The following is an 18,496-nucleotide window of genomic DNA, read 5'->3' as shown; positions in this document are numbered from 1 at the left end:
TTTTTTTGATTTGATAGTCCCATGGTAGCGTGAAAAAAAGATAACGTATATAATCATTTTCCCAGCTTTGAAAAGGCATACATTTTTTAGGATTATTTCTCAATCGAATTGGAAAACCCTTGATTTATCAACGTTTATCACTATTGTGAATTTTTTAACATGTAAAAGTGATTATATACGTTGTCCCCGCCTCATGATACGTTGGAAGTACCTATTTAAGTAAAAAAAGATGGAGGTTTTTTCTATGCAACAAACCCTGAAAAAAACGAACCGCCCGAAAAGTGAACGGGTCGTTCAAGGATTTATTATTGGCTTTCTACTACTCTTCACCTTAACGTGTCTCTTACCTTTTCTAAACATTCTCGGAAGCTCCTTTGCTTCTTCTTCTGAGATCGCGACACGAACATTTATCATTATCCCACGTGAATTTAGCTTAAATGCTTACCGGTATATTCTCTCGACACCCACGATTTTTACGAGTATTGGTGTTTCCCTTTTCGTGACCATCGTCGGAACGGTTCTTTCAATGATCTTGACCTCTTTTATGGCCTATGCTCTTTCGAGAAAATATTTGCATGGACGCGGCATCTTCAACTTTATTGTCGTATTTACCATGTTGTTTAGCGGTGGGATGATCCCAAGTTTTATTTTGGTACAAAGCCTCGGCTTGATCGATTCTCTCTGGGCATTGATCTTACCGAGCGCCATCAGTGCATATAATATGATCATTATGAGAAACTTTTTCCAAGGGATTCCTGATAGTTTAGAGGAATCCGCAAAAATGGATGGTTGCTCTGATTGGGGCGTCTTTTTCCGTATCATCTTACCCCTTTCCTTACCATCGATTGCGACGATCTCTTTGTTCTACGCTGTTAGTTATTGGAATACTTATCAATCAGCGATCTTGTACATCAATGATTCAGCGAAATGGCCGATCCAAGTGCTCCTTCGACAAATCGTGATCGTCTCCAGCGGGATGAACGCCGATGCCGCTAGTGTCGATGTTGTCCCCCCAGCACAATCCGTAAAAATGGCCGTGATCGTCGTTGCAACTCTGCCAATGTTGATCGCCTATCCCTTTGTCCAGAAGTATTTCGTGAAAGGTGCAATGGTTGGTTCCGTCAAAGGGTAACCAACAGGCAGCAAAGAAAAAAGCGCTTTTGATCAACGATCAAAAAGCGCTTTTTTTCTTTTAGTCTTTGGATCGTTTGCGATACTCTCCAGGGGTCATCTGTTCTTTCTTTTTGAAAAAGCGGATGAAGTTTTGAGAGTTGGTATATTGAAGGTTGGCTGCGATTTCCTTGATCGTCATATCCGTTTCCCGCAACCATTTTTTGGCGATTTGCAACCGATAGTTTTGTAAGTAATCGGCAAAATTGATGGATAATTCCTTTTTAAACACATTACTTAAGTAATTGGCATTATAATGCAGCTGTTCAGCAATGCTATCTAAGGAGAGATCTTGATCGTATTGTTGGTGTACGATCAAGACCATCTTTTCAGACAAGGAGCGAATTTCTCGATCTGTTTTGGCTTGTGTCGTTTCAACGATAGGTAAAACTAACTCATGATAGATGATTTGCTCAACTTTGAACAAACTAGTTTGGTTGAGCACGGATTGATAAACTTTACGACTATTCTGCAAGCTGGTATGATCCGCTCCTAAGAGTTGCCCTAGCTGAACGATACTGTTGATCAACTTAAACAAGGCACTTTCAATCGTCAACGGATTTTTGTTTTCATGAATGATTTCCCGTACGACTTCCGTGTAACTCGCTTTGATGGTCGCTAGTTCCCCACTACGCATGGCATCCAAAAAGGTGCTTTCTGCTTCTCTAGGGTATTGAACGATCGCATTATTGTCTAATTGTGCTGCAATGTCGTCAAAAAAGATAATGACTTCTTCCCCTAAATTCATTCGATAGTGCAAGGCTTCTTTGGCGTTATCAACCGCTAATTTGGTTTCTACGAGGCGGTCGTAGGATTGTGAGACCCCACAACTTATTTTAATTTTCAAGTAATCTTTTGCCGCTTGATGGATCTTTTGACAATAGGTCAATACTTGTTTTTGGTCAACTGATTCAGGAAGCTTTAAAATCGTTCCTTGGGTTTCTTGACTGGAGATGATTGGTTGAAAACGCAAATTTTCTGGAATGATCTCAGAAACGAGATTCTCAATGGCAAGCAAGAAAATATCAATAGTCGCTGTTTCTCGTCCACACAAATCATCGATTTGAATCAGTAATACGGCAAAGTGTTCTGTTTTGGATACTTCATACCCAAATTGTGACAGTTTTAAGTGAATATCTTCTTCTGAGATACAGCCGCGAAACAAGTTTAATAGAAACAAGGATTCTAATTCGGGCTTTTGATGCTCGACTTTGACGGCGAGATCGTGGTTTTGATGTAAGACCTGGTCGATATCGGAAATCAACTGATTGACTTCTAATTTCTGACCTTGTTTTTTGGGCTTTAAAAGCTCACCGATCCGATTGATGGGTGAGGTAGCCACGATCGCAATGCGATAGGATACTAATAAAAAGAGAATGATCAAAAGACTGCCAATCACGATCAAACCGCTTCTTAATTCACGGATTGCTTGTGAAACGCTAGCAGGCGCCAGGCGGATTACATGATACCACTGATTGTAATCCGATTGTGTGACCACATACTTATTGTTTTCTTTGTCAGTGAAGATGCCATCGCCGTGGGCAGCTGCAATCATTGTTTCTTGTAAGGCAGAATCGATCACTTCACCATTATCGAAAAGCAGTTGTCCGTCTGCATGAAAAATATTCAAAAAGGAATCGTCATGATCTGCCACCAACTGCGCAATGGTATGGTCTTGGATTTCAGCAATCCCCAAAGCAGTGGTTTCCTGTCGAAACACAGGCAGCGTCATCACCATTTTTAAATAGCCATCTTCTGGTAACCAATACAAGTAGCGTTGGTTGTCGATCAACGCTTGAAAAGCAGCGAATTCAGTATCATCGATCTGTTTTAAGGAGCCTTCTTCGATTTTCCAATGCTGGTTCAAATTCACCAATTGGTAACTGGCGTTTTCGATCCCCATCACACCAATGTAAGCCAGTTGTGAATTGATCTCTCGTACTTATCGATAATTCGTCACGGAAAACGGCTGTTCCATCGTATCGGAAAAGCTTTGTGTGCTACTGTATGTAGAAAAGGCATACTCCACCATCTGAATTTTTTGATCCAGATTTTCTTTGACTTGGTTGACCAAATTATGTTGACTTTGCAAAAATGTTTCTTGAATGTTTTGATACGTTCGATGATAAATGACCCCACTAAACCCAATGATTAAAGCGCTACCAATTAGAAAAATCAAAATAAATATTTTATAAAACAAGTTGGACGTTTGATGATAGCTTAAAAAGAATTTCATAGACTCCCTCCCATTACCTAACTATCTTCTTTTATACTAGCACATCCCAGAAAAAGTTCCTATGTTATTTTGAAAAATGTTTCACGTGTGCATCCTTGGTGTATTGACATTCTCGTGGGAACAAGCTATGCTTAAATCAAGCAAAAAGGAAGAAGGTTTTCTATGGTCACGATCAAAGATATCGCCAAAGTCGCTGGTGTTTCACATACAACTGTTTCTCGTGCGCTAAACGATAGCCCATTAATTAAGCCAGAAACAAAAAAGAAGATCGCAGCCATCGCTGAATCTTTACACTATGTGCCCAATGTCAATGCCAAAAGTCTGGTGAATCAAAAATCCTATATCATTGGTCTTTATTTTTCTCATCTATCCATTGGTACTTCCGATAGCTTTTTAGTCGAAGTGATCAAAGGAATCAGTGATACCCTACCATCCGAATATACTTTGGCGGTTCATGAATTATTGCAATCCGATACATTTGATGAAGAGCCGAATCGCCTCGATGGAGCGATCGTGATGAGTCAAAGCAATCGTGATGACGGCTTTATCGCTGCTCTTTCAAAGAAAAACATTCCCATCGTCGTTTTGAATCGTCAATTGCAGGATGCAACCTTGATGAATGTCACTAGTAATGATGCCCAAGGGGTCTATCAAATGATCACCTATGTGCTTGAACAAGGCTTTCGAAAGATCGCCATGATCGAAGGGATCGCTTCCTTTGGTTCCGCTAGAGAGCGCCGCAAAGGATTTATGAAAGCGATTCAAGAAAAGCAGCTTGTCTGCCCGAAAGAATACTTCGTAGCTGGCGACTACTCGTTGGAAAGCGGTCAGCTGGGTGCCCAGCAACTACTCGCTTTACCTGAACCACCTGAAGTGATTTTTTGCGCCAATGATGACATGGCGATCGGTGCGATCAATGCCTGTCATCAAGCAGGACGAAAGATCCCTGAGGAGATCGGTATCATCGGTTTTGATGATAGTTCTTTTTCTCCCTATACGTATCCCCCATTAACAACGATCCGCAAACCAGTCTATGAAATGAGTCAATTGGCAGCAACCCTGCTGTTGCAGGCATTTGCCAATCAAGTAGTGGAGAAACAACATTTCTTTGATACCTCGTTAATCATTCGTCAATCGCTGTAAGCCTCTTGATTTCAAGAGCGCTTACGCAAAAAATGTTAACGTGTGCATATATAATTTTAAGGAGGATTCTATGAAAAAAATTACCGAACAACCCCATCAAACCTATCCAGCCCGAGTGATTCAATTCGGGGAAGGCAATTTTATGCGGGGCTTTTTTAACTGGCAGCTGCAGCAAATGAACAAGCAAGGGCTTTTTAATGGCAGTGCCGTTATGGTAAAGCCGATTGATCACGGCTTGAAAGAGCTGTTGGCACAACAAGAAAATCTCTATACCGTTATCTTAGAAGGACTTGTCGATGGCGCTTTATCTCAAACATTTGAAGTCGTCTCCACCATTGATCAAGTGTTGAATCCATATCAGCAATGGGAAGACTATATTGCTTTAGCCGAAGACGAGCAACTTGAGATCATCGTTTCTAATACGACGGAAGCAGGTATTGCGTTTCACCCAGAGGATACCTTACACGATACCCCTCCCCAAAGTTTTCCCGCAAAACTGACCGCTCTTTTGTATCGTCGTTTTCAACTACGAAAAAAGGGCTTTTTGATCATTCCCTGTGAATTGATCGATCGGAATGGAGAAAAACTAAAAGAGATCGTCTTACAATATGCCGCATTATGGTCTTTGGAGTCAGACTTCGTCAACTGGTTAGAAAAAGAAAACACCTTCTGCTGCAGCTTAGTCGATCGGATCGTTCCAGGATATCCTCGCGACAAAGTGGCACAATACCAAGAGGTTCTTGGCTATGAGGATGCCGTAATGGTCACTGCGGAACCCTTTATGCTATGGGTGATCGAGGGAAGCGGCGTAGCCGAAAAGCTCCCCTTGCAAGAAGCTGGGTTGAATGTGATCGTGACAGAAGATATGACTCCTTACCGTGAACAAAAAGTACATTTATTAAATGGTCCTCATACGGCGATGGTTCCACTCGCTCTTTTAGCAGGTTTAGAAACCGTTGAAGAAGTAATGAACGACCGTGAATTTGCAGCCTTTTTGGATGGTCTTTTTCAGGAAGAGTTGATTCCAATGCTTGATTTGCCTAAAGCGCAGCTTGCAGATTATGCAGACCAAATCAAAGAGCGCTTCAGAAATCCTTATGTGAAGCATCAGCTGCAATCGATCGCTTTAAACAGCGTCTCAAAATTCCGTGCGCGTCTTCAACCAGTCTTAAGTCGTTATGTCCATCAAAACCAGCAGGTACCAAAACGAATCACTGCTGCACTGGCAGGGTTGCTGACTTTCTATCTCACACGACCCTTTCAAGATGATGAGCTAGTGACAACCATATTTCAGCAAGTGAAACAATTACCAGCAGAAGAACAGATCGCAGCTCTATTAAAAAATGAGCAGCTTTGGCATGCAGACCTGAGCTTTATGACAGCGACGATCAATGAAATGTGCGCGTGTCTAAAACAAGACGGACCCCGCCAGTTACTTGCGTCGATTGACACCCCTGAGCCAAGTTTGAAATAAAGGAGAATCTTTATGTCCAGCACATTAACAGAAACACCCGCGCAACTATTGAAATTGCACCCTAAAGACAATGTCGCAGTCGCATTAAAACCACTAGCTGCTAAAACGACCCTTGCATTTGAAGGCCAAACGATCACCCTTTTTGAGGATATTCCACAAGGACACAAAATCGCCCTCAAAGACCTCGCACAATCACAAGACGTGATCAAATATGGCTACCCCATTGGACATCTCTTAACTGATGTTAAAACTGGCCAATGGTTGCATACCCACAATGTCAAAACCAACCTTTCTGGTACCTTAGCATACACCTATGCCCCCGATTTGCATCCCGTCCGTTATCCAAAAAGGGCTGCGACGTTCCAAGGGTACCGGCGGGCAAATGGCAAAGTTGGGATTCGTAATGATTTACTGATCGTGCCAACAGTTGGTTGTATCAATGGTATCGCTGAGATCATTGTTGAAAACTTCAAGAAGAATCATCCAGATCTTGGCACTTTTGATCATATTACGATCCTTAAACATCCCTACGGCTGCTCCCAGTTAGGCCAAGATCATCAAAACACCCGTCAAATTTTAATTGATGCGGTGCATCATCCAAATGCCGGTGGCGTCTTGGTCTTTGGCTTAGGTTGTGAGAACAACACCGTTCCCGAGTTTAAGAAAAACCTGGGTGACTACGATCCAAAGCGCGTCAAATTTATGGTGGCACAGGAAAGCGACGATGAAATTGCGGTCGGCGAAAGCTTATTAGAAGAATTACTGGAAGCAGCAAAAGAGGATCAACGAGAAGCCGTTCCCTTGAGTGAGCTAAAGATCGGGTTAAAATGTGGGGGTTCCGACGGGTTTTCTGGGATCACCGCCAACCCTTTGTTGGGGGCATTTTCTGACTTTTTAGTTTCTCAAGGTGGCAGTACGGTCTTGACGGAAGTACCCGAAATGTTTGGCGCTGAACAAGTCTTGATGGCGCGTGCACAAGATGAAGCAACCTTTGAAAAAATTCTCCATCTAATCAACGACTTTAAAGATTATTTTCTTGCTTACGGTGAACCAGTCTATGAAAATCCTTCTCCTGGTAATAAGGCAGGCGGTATCACTACGCTAGAAGATAAGTCATTAGGCTGTACTCAAAAATCTGGGACTTCCGCTGTCGTCGATGTCTTAAAATATGGGGAAAAACTCCGTAAGCCAGGCTTGAGCCTGCTGGAAGGTCCAGGAAACGACCTTGTTGCCGCTTCTGCACTGGCTTCTGCCGATTGCCAACTCGTCTTATTTACCACTGGTCGCGGCACGCCATTTGGTGCCTATGTGCCGACCATGAAAGTTGCCACGAATCAAGAGATTTATCATAAGAAACCCCACTGGATGGATTTCAACGCTGGTCGCTTGTTGGAAGAGCCGATGGAGGTCGTGCTGGAAGATTTTATTCAAGCGATCATCGATACTGCCAGTGGAAAACCGACGCGTAATGAAGCCAACAACGTTCGTGAGATCGCCATCTTTAAAAATGGCGTGACACTATAATCAAAGAAAAGAGGTTCGACATGTTTTTAAATGAAAACTATTTATTGCCAAATGAAATTGCTCAAACACTATACCATGACTATGCCAAAGAGCTGCCGATTATTGATTACCACTGCCACTTAGACCCGAAAGAAATCTATGAGGATCGGCCCTTTAAAACTATCACCGAGGCTTGGCTAAGTGGTGATCATTACAAATGGCGATTGATGCGCGCTTGTGGCGTACCCGAAGAAGCGATTACAGGCAATGCCAGTGATTATGAAAAATTTTTGGCATGGTGTCAAACAGTGCCAAAATTGGTGGGAAATCCCCTTTACAGTTGGACCCATTTAGAATTAAAGCGATTTTTTGAGATCGATCTTCCCGTTACTGAAGAAAGCGCCGAAACTTTGTGGAGGCTATGCAACGAAAAATTGCAGCAAAAAGACTTTACCCGAAGAGCTTTGATTGCTCGCAGTAAAGTCGAGATCGTTTGCACCACAGATGATCCAGCCGATGATCTTCACTATCATCACCAATTAAGCCAAACAGAGCAACGTTTTCGGGTCTTGCCGACCTTCCGACCTGACAAAGCGTTACAAATCGACCATCCGAATTTTCTTACCTATGTTACCAAACTCGAAAAGAGTGTCGAAAACGCGATCACTACCTACGATGCTTTCTTGAAAGCCTTGCGGGACCGTGTAAGCTATTTTCACCAGCATCACTGCCGTTTGTCTGACCATGCGCTGGATACTTTAGTGTATGCTGCAGACGAACAGTTATCCCTTGAAGCAATTTTTGCCAAAGCATTAGCTGGAGAATCTTTGGAGGAAAACGAAGTCTCGTTCTTCAAAACCAATGTTCTAGTTGAACTGATGAAACTGTATCACGAACGTGGTTGGACGATGCAACTGCATGTCCATGCGTACCGTAACTGCAATCAACGAATGTTTGAGCGCTTGGGACCAGATACGGGCTACGATGGCATCAATGATCAACCTCTGACTCAATGCTTGCAGAAATTATTGAACGCTGCTGATGCGCAGGACCATTTGCCTCAAACGATTCTCTATTCCTTAAATCCCAATGACTATGATGCACACGTCGCTTTGATGGGGTGCTTCCAGCAAGATGGCAACAATAAATTGCAGTTAGGATCTGGCTGGTGGTATAACGACACCCGCGCAGGCATGCGTCACCAATTAACGAAATTCGCTGATGGCAGTGTGATCTTTAACTTTGTCGGCATGCTGACGGATTCAAGAAGCTTTCTGTCTTACACCCGTCATGAATATTTCCGACGCGTCTTTTGTGAATGGCTTGCTGAGATCGTTGTACGTGGTGAAGCACCTGCTGATCTTCGTCAGCTAAAACCATTAGTAGAAAATGTTTGTTATCAAAACGCCAACAACTACTTCAAATTTTAGGAGAAAGACAATGGAAAAAATCGTCATCGTCGGTGATTCCACCGCATCGATCAAAGAGCCTAGCGCTCGTCCAGAAACGGGCTGGGGTGAAAAGATCTCACGCTATCTCCCCCAGCATCAAATCGTCAACTTGGCAAAAAATGGGCGTTCCTCCAAAAGCTTCATTGAAGAAGGACGCTTGTTGCAGGCAAAAAAAGAACTACATGCTGGTGATTATCTCTTGATTCAATTTGGACACAACGATCAAAAAACAGATAGTCGTGGTACGACACCTGTAGAATATCAGCATAATTTAGCAACCTTCGTGCAAACGGCACGCCAGCAGCAAGCGACACCGATCCTATTGACCTCGATCACTCGTTTGCATTACGTGGACCCTCAGCAACTTGATCCTTTGGCAGTCGGTCCTTACCCAGAAGCAATGCGTGCTTTGGCTACCTCCTTGGATGTGGTCTGTCTGGATCTTTTTGCCGCAACACAACGGTTCTTTTCAGCACTGGAACCACAACAGGCGAAAAACTATTTTCTTCATTTAGAAAAAAATCAGCACCCCAATTATCCAGCCGGCATTACGGATAACACGCATTTGAATGACCAAGGTGCTACAGCCGTCGCCAAATTAGTTGCCAAATGTTTGAAAAATGCTCCATTACCGCTTGCACAACAAGTTTTGTTAGATTGAAACTCATTGCTCGTGTTGAATCTTCCCCTAACATAAATACGCTACCTGATTTGAAAAAGAGCTACTCAAGCAAAACGCTGCGAAGAACATTTTCCTTCACAGCGTTTTGCTTTTGATTCTTTTTAAAAGATTTGTTTGCAGTTCCTTTGCTTCAACCCATTTATTTTTAAAGCCCTGCATTTCTTGGGTGTTGGACCATAAAAATGGGAACGATTGCAATCGTCCCCATCCTTACTACTGATTGTTTTATTCAGGTTGTTTCCCGATATACGCCAAGATACCGCCGTCTACATATAAGACATGGCCATTGACAAAGTTTGATGCCTCAGAAGCTAAGAAAACCGTTGGTCCTGCTAAATCTTCTGGCTCACCCCAACGGGCAGCAGGTGTTTTCGCTACGATAAATTGATCAAATGGGTGACGAGAACCGTCTGGTTGGATCTCTCGTAATGGTGCAGTTTGCGGAGTTGCAATATAACCAGGCCCGATCCCATTACATTGAATGTTAGCTGAACCAAATTCAGCACAAATGTTTTTCGTCAACATTTTCAAGCCGCCTTTAGCCGCTGCGTAACCAGCCACCGTTTCTCTTCCCAATTCACTCATCATTGAGCAAATGTTAATGATTTTTCCATGTCCTTTTTTGATCATTGACGGTAAGACTGCTTTTGAAACGATAAATGGAGCGTTCAAGTCCACGTCAACGACTTGGCGGAAGTCTTCAGCAGACATCTCCAACATCGGGATTCGTTTGATGATCCCAGCATTATTGACTAAGATATCGATCACGCCAACTTCTTCTTCGATCTGCTTAACCATTTCGTTGACTGCTTTTTCATCCGTTACATCACAGACATAGCCGTGGGCTTCGATCCCTGCTTCACGATAGTTTGCTAATCCTTTATCCACTGATTCTTGATCCAAGTTGTTAAAAACGATCGTTGCTCCTGCTGCTGCTAATGAACGAGCGATCGTAAAACCGATCCCATAGACAGCTCCAGTCACTAATGCGATCTTACCATCTAAACGAAATTGATCCATTGAAAAATCCATAATTGATAAACCCTCTTTCTTTTTATTTTAAGTCGTCCATTGCCACCATATCCATGTCGGTATAGGTGATATTTTCGCCACACATTGCCCAGATAAAGGAGTAGTTACTGGTTCCAACACCCGAATGGATCGACCAGCTTGGAGAAATAACTGCTTGTTCTTCACTAACGACTAAATGCTTCGTTTCATCTGGTTTGCCCATCATATGGAACACTTTTGTGTCTTCGTTGGCAAAATCAAAATACACATATGCTTCCATCCGACGTTCATGGGTATGACTTGGCATCGTATTCCAAGCACTGCCTGGTTCTAAGATCGTGTACCCCATTTGTAATTGACAGCTTTCACAAACATTTGGGTGAATGTATTGATAAATTTTCCGTTCATTTAATGTCAAGCCCTCGCCTGTCTCCATTGGTGTGACTTGATCGATACTGATTTTTACATTTGGGTATTTCTTATGTGCTGGCACGCAAGATAGATAGAATTTCGCTGGATTTGCTGGATCATCAGAGTGGAACAAGACTTGTTTGGTTTCCTTGCCGATATAGTAGCCGTCTTGTTTTTTCATTGGTTCTTTTTGGCCATCGATCGTGATCGCACCAGGTCCTCCAATATTGATGACGCCTAATTCGCGACGTTCTAAGAAGTATTCCACCCCTAATTCGCTGCTTAATTGCACTTCTAACGCTTCTTCTGTCGGTGTCACTCCGCCAAAGATCATCCGATCATTGTGGGTATAGGTCAGCATGATTTGTCCTGGTGTGAAAATTTTCTCTACCAAAAATTCTCTGCGTAATTCCTCGGTACTATAGTGACGAATATCAAGTGGACTATGGGTATAGCGTGTTTCCATGTGTTGCATGTTTTATTCCTCCTATCGGATAATTTTTCCTGAACCTGTTGCAATAAATTCTTGTATCTCATTGGCACTAAACTGATTACAGTCGCCATGGATCGTATGTTTCAAAGCAGATGCTGCAGTTGCAAAATCAATGATTTCTTGGTCTTGTTTCTTCGTGACAAGACCATGTAGGATACCAGCTGAAAAGGCATCGCCGCCTCCGACGCGATCAACGATGGGATTGATCTCATGGGTAGCAGAAACAACATAATTGCCGTTGTGCCATAGGCTTCCTGTCAATTGATTGTGACTTGCTGAGAGCACCTGACGACTAGTTGAATAAAAGAGCTGGATATTTGGATATTTCCGATGCATTTCTTGATAATAGTAGTCATCTTCGACTTCCTCTGTTGGAGCTGATACATCCATAAAGACTTGGGCATCTAACTGTCCTGCCGAGCAATAATCGACATAAGGGAGCACTTCTTGCAAAAAGACGCGTGCTTCAGCGGTCGTCCACAGTTTTCCACGATAATTGATATCGAAACTGATTTTACAACCAGCTGCTTTCGCTTCTTTGATCAACGTCAGCAAAAGTGTCTGCCAAGTCGTTGAAAGAGCTGGCGTGATCCCTGAAAGGTGAACAATGTCAACCCCATCAAAAAGGTCAGATTGCCACTCATTTTCTTTCATTTGAGCAAAGCTAGAGCCTGCGCGATCATAAACCACTCGCGCTGCTCGTTCCCCGATACCGGTTTCAATATAGTAAGTACCTAGTCGGGAACCGCCACGAAGCAAGTGGCGACAATCGACGCCATAGCTTCGTAAATGATGAAAAACGGCATCTCCTAAAGCATTCTCAGGCACTTTACTAGCAAAAGAAACGCGATGACCAAAATTCGCCAAGGAGATCGCAACATTGGCTTCCCCACCGCCATAATGGGCAGCAAACATCGAACTATGGGCGATTCGGTCGCCTAACGTTGTCGATAGACGCAACATTATTTCTCCTAGTGTCAGAATGTTTGCCATCTTACTTTCCTCGAATCTCTTTTAATTTTGCCGCATATTGTTTCGCTACTTCTGTTACTTTGTCAAAATCCCCACTTGCTGCTGGCGCTAACAAATTCCCCCCTACACCAACGGCTACGACACCCGCCGCAAACCATTCTTGCATGTTGTCTAAGCTGACACCACCGGTCGGCATAATGTTTAATTGTGGCAATGGCGCTTTGAAGGCCGAGATGATACTTGGTCCATACGCACTACCTGGGAATAGTTTAATGATATCTGCGCCTGCTTTTAAGGCGTCCTTCATTTCTGAAATGGTCATGCAACCAGGCAGATACGGGATTTGATATAAATTACATAATTCAGCCGTTTCTTGATCAAAGGTTGGGCTTACCACATATTGTGCTCCTGCCATGATCGCTAAGCGAGCGGTCACTGCATCAAGAACGGTCCCCGCACCAACGACTACCTCTGGATTATCTTTGAAGGTTGCTACTAATTCAGCGATTACATCCGCCGCTTGAGGCACTGTAAAAGTCAACTCAATGCCAGTGATCCCCCCCGCAACGATCGCTTTACTTGCTTGTAGTGCTTCTTCTTTAGAAGCGCCACGCACAACAGCGATCACGCCGCTTTCTTTTAGTTTCATTAAATTCGCTACTTTTTTCATTGAGACCCTCCATTTATTTCCTATTTGGAAAATGGTATTTATTATAAAGAAACTTACACATTTATTATACCGTTCTCGTTTTTATTTGCAAGGGCTTTCCACTAAAAAGTTTATAAGGCTTGTTCAATTTGTTGTTTTGTCGCAATAATCGCATCGATCAATGTCGATTTGTATTCTGGGGTCAAGCGGTATTTCGGTAGGCTGATAGAAAACGCCCCAACGATCTCCTGATCTTTTATCAGTGAGGCGCCGATGCAATAGATTTCTTGTTCCATTTCTTCATCATCAAAGGCTACTTGGTTCGCTTTTGCCTGTTCCAATTCTTTCTTCAACTTCAACTGATTTGTAATGGTATTTTCGGTATAAGCGGTTAAAGGCGTTGCTGCCAAGTACTCCTCTACTTGAGGGGCATCAAACTCCGCTAAAACGGCTTTCCCCATGGCAGAGCTATACAACGGTCTTGTGATTCCTACTTTTGAAGACATGCGGATCGTTTGATTCTGAGGCTCCAATTTATTGACATAAAGAATCTCATTGGCGGTCAAGACGCCTAAGTGGATCGTTTCATCCGCCGTTTTCTGCAATGCTTCCAAGTAAGGCAAGCTGATTTCCACTAAATCAAGCTCTTGAATGTTTTGATTGGCATACTTGATCAGCTTAGACCCTAAGCGATAATTCTTCTCTTTGTCGCGTTTGACATAGCCGATCATTTGTAGCGTTTCCAATATTTTCAAAGCTGTGGATGGGGTCAATTTCGTTGCTTCTGAAATTTCTTGCAATGGTTTACTTGGCGCTTCTGCGAGGTAATCTAAAATGGTTGCTGCTTTTAGTAGTACGGTTCCATATGGTTTTTGTGTCATCATTTCTCCACCTTTATTTTCTATATAAGAAATTATAATATCTTTTTAGGAAATGCACAATCTTTTTTCCTATATATCAGCATGACGCGATTCCTATTTTACTTTCTGTCGTTATTCATTGTATGATGAAGACAAGACAAAGGAGTGCCGAACAATGGACTTAAATGTATTGATCAAAGGAAAAAAATTGACTGACAATGAGCTGCAAATTCTTGATTATTTGCTTGCAAATACCGCTGCGATCGATGGACTGCCCTTAAGAGAAATCGCTAAAACGATCTACACTTCCCCAGCAACCATCGTGCGGCTTGCGCAAAAACTAGGTTTTTCTGGCTATCTAGAGCTGCTTTACTTCTTAAAGAATCGCTTGAAAAATCAGACGATCACTGAAGCCGCCATCGATTACCAAATTGACGCTGCCAGTATTGAAGATACGATCGAAGCGATCAAAGAAATCTATGGACAAAACAAGAACAAGTTTATTACGATTTATGCCACAGGTTTTTCGGGGATCGTGGCAGAATACCTCCACAAAAAAATGCTTGTCAACGGCATCAAAACCTTATTAGTCAGTGCTTCTGACTCAGGTGGGATCATTAGTAACAACATCGAGAACATCAGTATGTTGATTACTATCTCTAAATCTGGCGAAACACAAAAAGTGCTGGAGAAGATGGCGTTAGCCAATGAACATCACATACCAACTGTTTTGTTTTGCGGGAACGGTGATCATCGCGCCAATCAACTAGCGACCTTTTCCTTTGAAGTGACAGATGAACGTCCCTACGACACCCAAAACATCCAGTACACTAGCTTCTTTGGTAAACTGCTCTTATTGATGGAATATATCGTCGACACTTTTACCCATGTTGAAAAAGAAAACCAGCAACCCTAGTGGATTGCTGGTTTTTGCTTATGCTTGAAAATAGGTTTTTGCCAATTCTTGATAGAGCGCTTGGTTCTGCGGATCAGGAACAAATTTTTCATCTGGCTGATCTTGCCGCACAACAGAGCTTTTGTATAAATCATACAAGCCGAATATCGGTTCGTTTTCATCGGAAAGATAACAGGTCAGCCCCAACACATCCGCGGTCATTTGACCTAAAAGTTTTGTTTGAAAGAAACCACCACTTACAGTGACTGCCCCTTCCAACTGCGCCATTTGCTTTAATAAATCGATGTTCATCAGTATGCCTTCGATGACTGCCCGCAACATGTCTGAGCGATTGTGTTTCAGGGTCAAGCCAGAAAAGCCGCCTGTGATCTCATTTGTCCAAAAAGGTGCCCGCTCCCCGTTTAAATAGGGAAAAAAACGTAAGCCGTTACTGCCGATCGGCGACTCCTCCATGACTTGAGGCAGATAATGATAAAATGCATCAGGATCTTCTGATAAGGTATCTTTTGCCCAAGCAAGGACACAGCCACCATTGTTTGAAGGTGCCCCTACGACATAGAGGTCATCTTGCAGATAGTAGCAAAAATTTTGTTTTTGGCGATCAAAGACGGTGGTCTCACTTACTTTACGAACCGCCGCACTGGTTCCGATCGTCAAGCTGTTGCGGATCCCTGTAGAAATATAGCCAGCATATGCTGCTAAACACCCATCGCTAGCCCCACACATCACTTCTACCTCAGGCTTCAAGCCACACCGCTGCGCCATCTCCTCGGTAATCAAAAAACGATCAGTCGGTGCACATAAAGGCGCTAACTGGGCTTTTGAAAGGGATAAATAGTTGAGAATCTTTTGACTCCATCGCTTTTCTTTCAAAGAAAAAAGACCGGTCGCTGATGCGGTACTGTAATCGATCCGTGCTTGTCCGGTAAACAACGCCATTGCTAGTTCTTTTAAGCCAAACCATTTCGTCTCTTTGGAATATGAACCATTCGTTTGAAAATAAGCCAGTTTCGCAAAGGGAGACATCGCATGGATCGGTGTCCCTGTCTCTTCATAAAACGTTGCCGCCAGATCCGTTTGACGAAAGGCCGTCATCGTTTGACTCGCTTGATTGTCTGACCAAATGTAAATCTCTTCTGCTGTTTCACCAGCCACTGGCATCAAGCTGTGCATGGCGGTACTGAACCCGATCACTGTGATTGCCGCTTTTAATTGAGCGGGAATCGTTGTGACACCACTGATCAATTGGCTACTGATCTGGGTCGCTGATTGGGTCTGTTTTAACCCGTGGCTATGGGTTTTGATTGGTAATGACTGTGAGTAAATGATTTTCCGATCTTCAATGACCCCAAATTTTATGGCTGTCGTGCCGATATCAATCCCTAAAAACATCGCATTGCTCCCTCTCATCTGATTCAATTAGCTTTATTCTACCATAGTTAGTGGCATATTCTAGTATACCTGTCTGATCGTTTTGTTGATAAGACGTTTCGTGGTGATTTTCTTCAGAGAATTATCCTTCCACAACAAAAATCAAAAAAGAGAAAGATTCTTGGAGAATCTTCCTCTTTCAGTTATCCAACCAGCGAATGTTTCGCAAATGTGAAACAAATCAAGACAATCCTGGCCAGTAATCACCATTTTCCGAGACCAAATCATCGAGCAACTCTTTGGCTACTTTTGCGCTAGGAATCGTTTTGGAAAGGCTTAACGCTTGCCACATTTTTTGATAGCTCTTTTCCACATATGCTTCGACCACTAATTTTTCCACAGTCACCTGTTGGAACATGAGCGCTTGTTGGAAGGCAGGAATTTTTCCTTGAGCGAGGGCTTCTGGTCCATCAGAACCGACGATACATGGCACTTCCACCATGGCATCATCTGGGAAGTTCGCAATCGCGCCGTTGTTTTCCACAATCATAACCATTCGCTCATGCGTGTTAAAAGCGATGGCGCGTGCCAAATCAACGATAAAGGTTGCATGGGCATCAATCTCGAAAGCGATCCCTTCAGCAGAGCCTTGGGCAGTGATCTTTTTGGCATGATCGAACACTCGTTTTTCCCGTCCTTCCATCACTTCATTGGAACGCGTATACTCTGGATGTTCTTTCATGTGTTCGTAGACGTAATCTGGGTATAAATAATACTTCAAGTACGTATTTGGCAGATATTCTGGTGTGAGCGCCAAGAGGTCTTTGGCTTTTTTGTGGGTGTCTTGCCAACTTGGGTCAGTATGTTGGGTATCCACTTCGATCTGCGTCAAATAGCCGTGTTCTGCAACGTAGTCACGAATGGTTTGAATGTACTCCGTGCCTTCTTTGTCTTTGACGCTGGTCCACCAGCCAAAATGATTCAAGCCAAAGTAGCGAACTTCTAGTTCCTCTGGCTGTTTGCCAATGATTTGCGACATGCGACGCAACGTGCCTACGGGCATGTCACAGATATTCAGAACCTTTGATTTCGGACGCAAGACCCGACATGCTTCAGCTACGATTGCAGCTGGATTGGAATAATTCAGCATCCAACAATCGGGGGAATATTTTTCCATGTAATCAATGATCTCCAGCATACCAGTGATGCTGCGCATCCCATAAGCGATCCCTCCTGGTCCACAGGTTTCTTGACCAAAGACGCCATGACGCAAGGGGACTTTTTCATCTTTTTCCCGCATGTCATACTTTCCTACTCGGATATGCGCCATACAGAAATCGACATCGCTGAAGGCTTCTTCAGGATCCGTCGTAAACGAAAATTCGATTTGCGGTGCTTGTTCTTTTAATAAAATCGCTAGGGCTTCACCGAGGATCGCTTGGCGTGCTTCATCATTGTCGTATAGTTTCAGCTTTCTTAAAGGAAAGCGTTCTTGATTGTCAAGCAGCATCATAACGATTCCCGGGGTAAAAGTACTGCCGCCCCCTGCGATCACTACTGAAAAATTTTCCATCATTCAATCTCTCCTTCTCTTCCAAGATAATTTTCTAATTCTTCCCGCACTTTCGGCACGGTCAACCCGTAAACGACATGGACATTTTCACCGTTTTTGATCACGCCTTTGGCTTGTGTTTCGTCTTTTAGAAGTGCTTCATCCACGAGTTCAGGATCCTTTAGTTTTAAACGTAAGCGGGTATAGCAGTTGTCGATGGTTTTGATATTGTCATCGCCACCTAGCGCTTTGGTGATGATTGCTGAGATACTTGTTTCACTAGTTGGACTAGGGGCGGCTTGGTCACTCGCCATGACCCCGACACCTGCTCCAGCAAGTTGTTTTTCTTTGTACTCTTTCTTCGAGTACAGTTTGGTCTCTGCCCCTTCTTCTTCACGCCCGACCGTTTTCAAATTCAGTTTCGTGATCAAAAAGCGGAACAAGAAGTAATAAAGAAAGAAGAAGACGACCCCGACGATCAAGTACACTGGCCAGCGAGTTTTCTCGATCCCTAAGGGCAAGTTGTACAAAAGAAAGTCGATGAAGCCATTCGGTCCGATGGCGCGAGAACCAAAGAGATTTAACGCCACCATGCTCAAGCC

Annotated in this window: 17 protein-coding genes; 7 read left to right on the top strand and 10 right to left on the bottom strand. The window is 43.3% G+C overall.

Annotated features, from left to right (window positions below):
- The first annotated feature begins 244 nt into the window (after positions 1-244).
- On the top strand, positions 245-1,132 hold the full coding sequence (locus Q1X33_RS11870; protein ID WP_015509917.1) for a carbohydrate ABC transporter permease: 888 nt from the start codon (positions 245-247) through the stop codon (positions 1,130-1,132).
- A 60-nt stretch (positions 1,133-1,192) separates the two neighbouring features.
- Here the strand turns inward: Q1X33_RS11870 and Q1X33_RS11865 are convergent, their stop codons facing one another.
- Positions 1,193-3,073: a helix-turn-helix transcriptional regulator gene (locus tag Q1X33_RS11865; RefSeq protein WP_301969686.1), complete on the bottom strand. Its 1,881-nt coding sequence runs from the start codon at positions 3,071-3,073 to the stop codon at positions 1,193-1,195.
- A 39-nt stretch (positions 3,074-3,112) separates the two neighbouring features.
- Positions 3,113-3,406, bottom strand: coding sequence for a hypothetical protein (locus Q1X33_RS11860; RefSeq protein WP_301969685.1), 294 nt, complete (start codon positions 3,404-3,406; stop codon positions 3,113-3,115).
- A gap of 162 nt (positions 3,407-3,568) precedes the next feature.
- Here Q1X33_RS11860 and Q1X33_RS11855 point away from each other — a divergent pair, with 162 nt between their 5' ends.
- The 5 genes from Q1X33_RS11855 (at position 3,569) to Q1X33_RS11835 (ending at position 9,638) form a co-directional block, all read left to right on the top strand.
- Positions 3,569-4,549: a LacI family DNA-binding transcriptional regulator gene (locus tag Q1X33_RS11855; protein ID WP_128488404.1), complete on the top strand. Its 981-nt coding sequence runs from the start codon at positions 3,569-3,571 to the stop codon at positions 4,547-4,549.
- Between the two features lie 70 nt (positions 4,550-4,619).
- On the top strand, positions 4,620-6,023 hold the full coding sequence (locus Q1X33_RS11850) for a tagaturonate reductase (RefSeq protein ID WP_301969684.1): 1,404 nt from the start codon (positions 4,620-4,622) through the stop codon (positions 6,021-6,023).
- A gap of 12 nt (positions 6,024-6,035) precedes the next feature.
- Positions 6,036-7,547 carry a UxaA family hydrolase gene (locus Q1X33_RS11845; RefSeq protein WP_005229923.1) on the top strand — a complete coding sequence of 504 codons (1,512 nt, stop codon included), beginning with the start codon at positions 6,036-6,038 and terminating at the stop codon, positions 7,545-7,547.
- Positions 7,548-7,567: 20 nt separating this feature from the next.
- Positions 7,568-8,956, top strand: a complete 1,389-nt coding sequence (uxaC, locus tag Q1X33_RS11840) for a glucuronate isomerase (RefSeq protein WP_301969683.1) — start codon at positions 7,568-7,570, stop codon at positions 8,954-8,956.
- Positions 8,957-8,966: 10 nt separating this feature from the next.
- Entirely contained in the window at positions 8,967-9,638 is a 672-nt protein-coding gene (locus tag Q1X33_RS11835; RefSeq protein WP_005229918.1) for a rhamnogalacturonan acetylesterase, read from the top strand.
- A gap of 246 nt (positions 9,639-9,884) precedes the next feature.
- On the opposite strand, the gene Q1X33_RS11830 is transcribed toward Q1X33_RS11835, so the two are convergent.
- The 5 genes from Q1X33_RS11830 to Q1X33_RS11810 form a co-directional block, all read right to left on the bottom strand.
- The gene (locus tag Q1X33_RS11830) at positions 9,885-10,691 is read right to left on the bottom strand and encodes a gluconate 5-dehydrogenase (protein WP_005229917.1); all 807 of its coding nucleotides are present in this window, start codon (positions 10,689-10,691) and stop codon (positions 9,885-9,887) included.
- A 22-nt stretch (positions 10,692-10,713) separates the two neighbouring features.
- Positions 10,714-11,556: a 5-dehydro-4-deoxy-D-glucuronate isomerase gene (kduI, locus tag Q1X33_RS11825; RefSeq protein ID WP_005229915.1), complete on the bottom strand. Its 843-nt coding sequence runs from the start codon at positions 11,554-11,556 to the stop codon at positions 10,714-10,716.
- Positions 11,557-11,568: 12 nt separating this feature from the next.
- Positions 11,569-12,567 (bottom strand): sugar kinase, encoded by a 999-nt coding sequence (locus Q1X33_RS11820; RefSeq protein ID WP_005229911.1) that lies wholly within the window; start codon positions 12,565-12,567, stop codon positions 11,569-11,571.
- A gap of 1 nt (position 12,568) precedes the next feature.
- Complete coding sequence (locus Q1X33_RS11815; protein WP_005229908.1) at positions 12,569-13,216, bottom strand: bifunctional 4-hydroxy-2-oxoglutarate aldolase/2-dehydro-3-deoxy-phosphogluconate aldolase; 648 nt, start codon at positions 13,214-13,216, stop codon at positions 12,569-12,571.
- Between the two features lie 110 nt (positions 13,217-13,326).
- Complete coding sequence (locus Q1X33_RS11810) at positions 13,327-14,079, bottom strand: IclR family transcriptional regulator (RefSeq protein ID WP_201689375.1); 753 nt, start codon at positions 14,077-14,079, stop codon at positions 13,327-13,329.
- 151 nt (positions 14,080-14,230) lie between these two features.
- On the opposite strand from Q1X33_RS11810, the gene Q1X33_RS11805 reads away from it, so the two are divergent.
- On the top strand, positions 14,231-14,971 hold the full coding sequence (locus tag Q1X33_RS11805; RefSeq protein WP_034869353.1) for a MurR/RpiR family transcriptional regulator: 741 nt from the start codon (positions 14,231-14,233) through the stop codon (positions 14,969-14,971).
- Between the two features lie 18 nt (positions 14,972-14,989).
- On the opposite strand, the gene Q1X33_RS11800 is transcribed toward Q1X33_RS11805, so the two are convergent.
- The 3 genes from Q1X33_RS11800 to Q1X33_RS11790 form a co-directional block, all read right to left on the bottom strand.
- Positions 14,990-16,363, bottom strand: coding sequence for a gluconokinase (locus Q1X33_RS11800; protein ID WP_241761038.1), 1,374 nt, complete (start codon positions 16,361-16,363; stop codon positions 14,990-14,992).
- 220 nt (positions 16,364-16,583) lie between these two features.
- The gene (locus Q1X33_RS11795) at positions 16,584-17,915 is read right to left on the bottom strand and encodes a 6-phospho-alpha-glucosidase (protein WP_005229897.1); all 1,332 of its coding nucleotides are present in this window, start codon (positions 17,913-17,915) and stop codon (positions 16,584-16,586) included.
- Entirely contained in the window at positions 17,915-18,487 is a 573-nt protein-coding gene (locus Q1X33_RS11790; protein WP_301969696.1) for a glucose PTS transporter subunit EIIB, read from the bottom strand. The genes Q1X33_RS11795 and Q1X33_RS11790 overlap by 1 nt, the downstream gene beginning before the upstream one ends.
- Positions 18,488-18,496: the final 9 nt, after the last annotated feature.

Source organism: Enterococcus sp. B2E4 (assembly GCF_030499455.1).
GTDB lineage: Bacteria > Bacillota > Bacilli > Lactobacillales > Enterococcaceae > Enterococcus_D > Enterococcus_D casseliflavus.
Note: the sequence above shows the minus strand (reverse complement) of the source record. Positions and strands in the feature narration are given on the sequence as shown.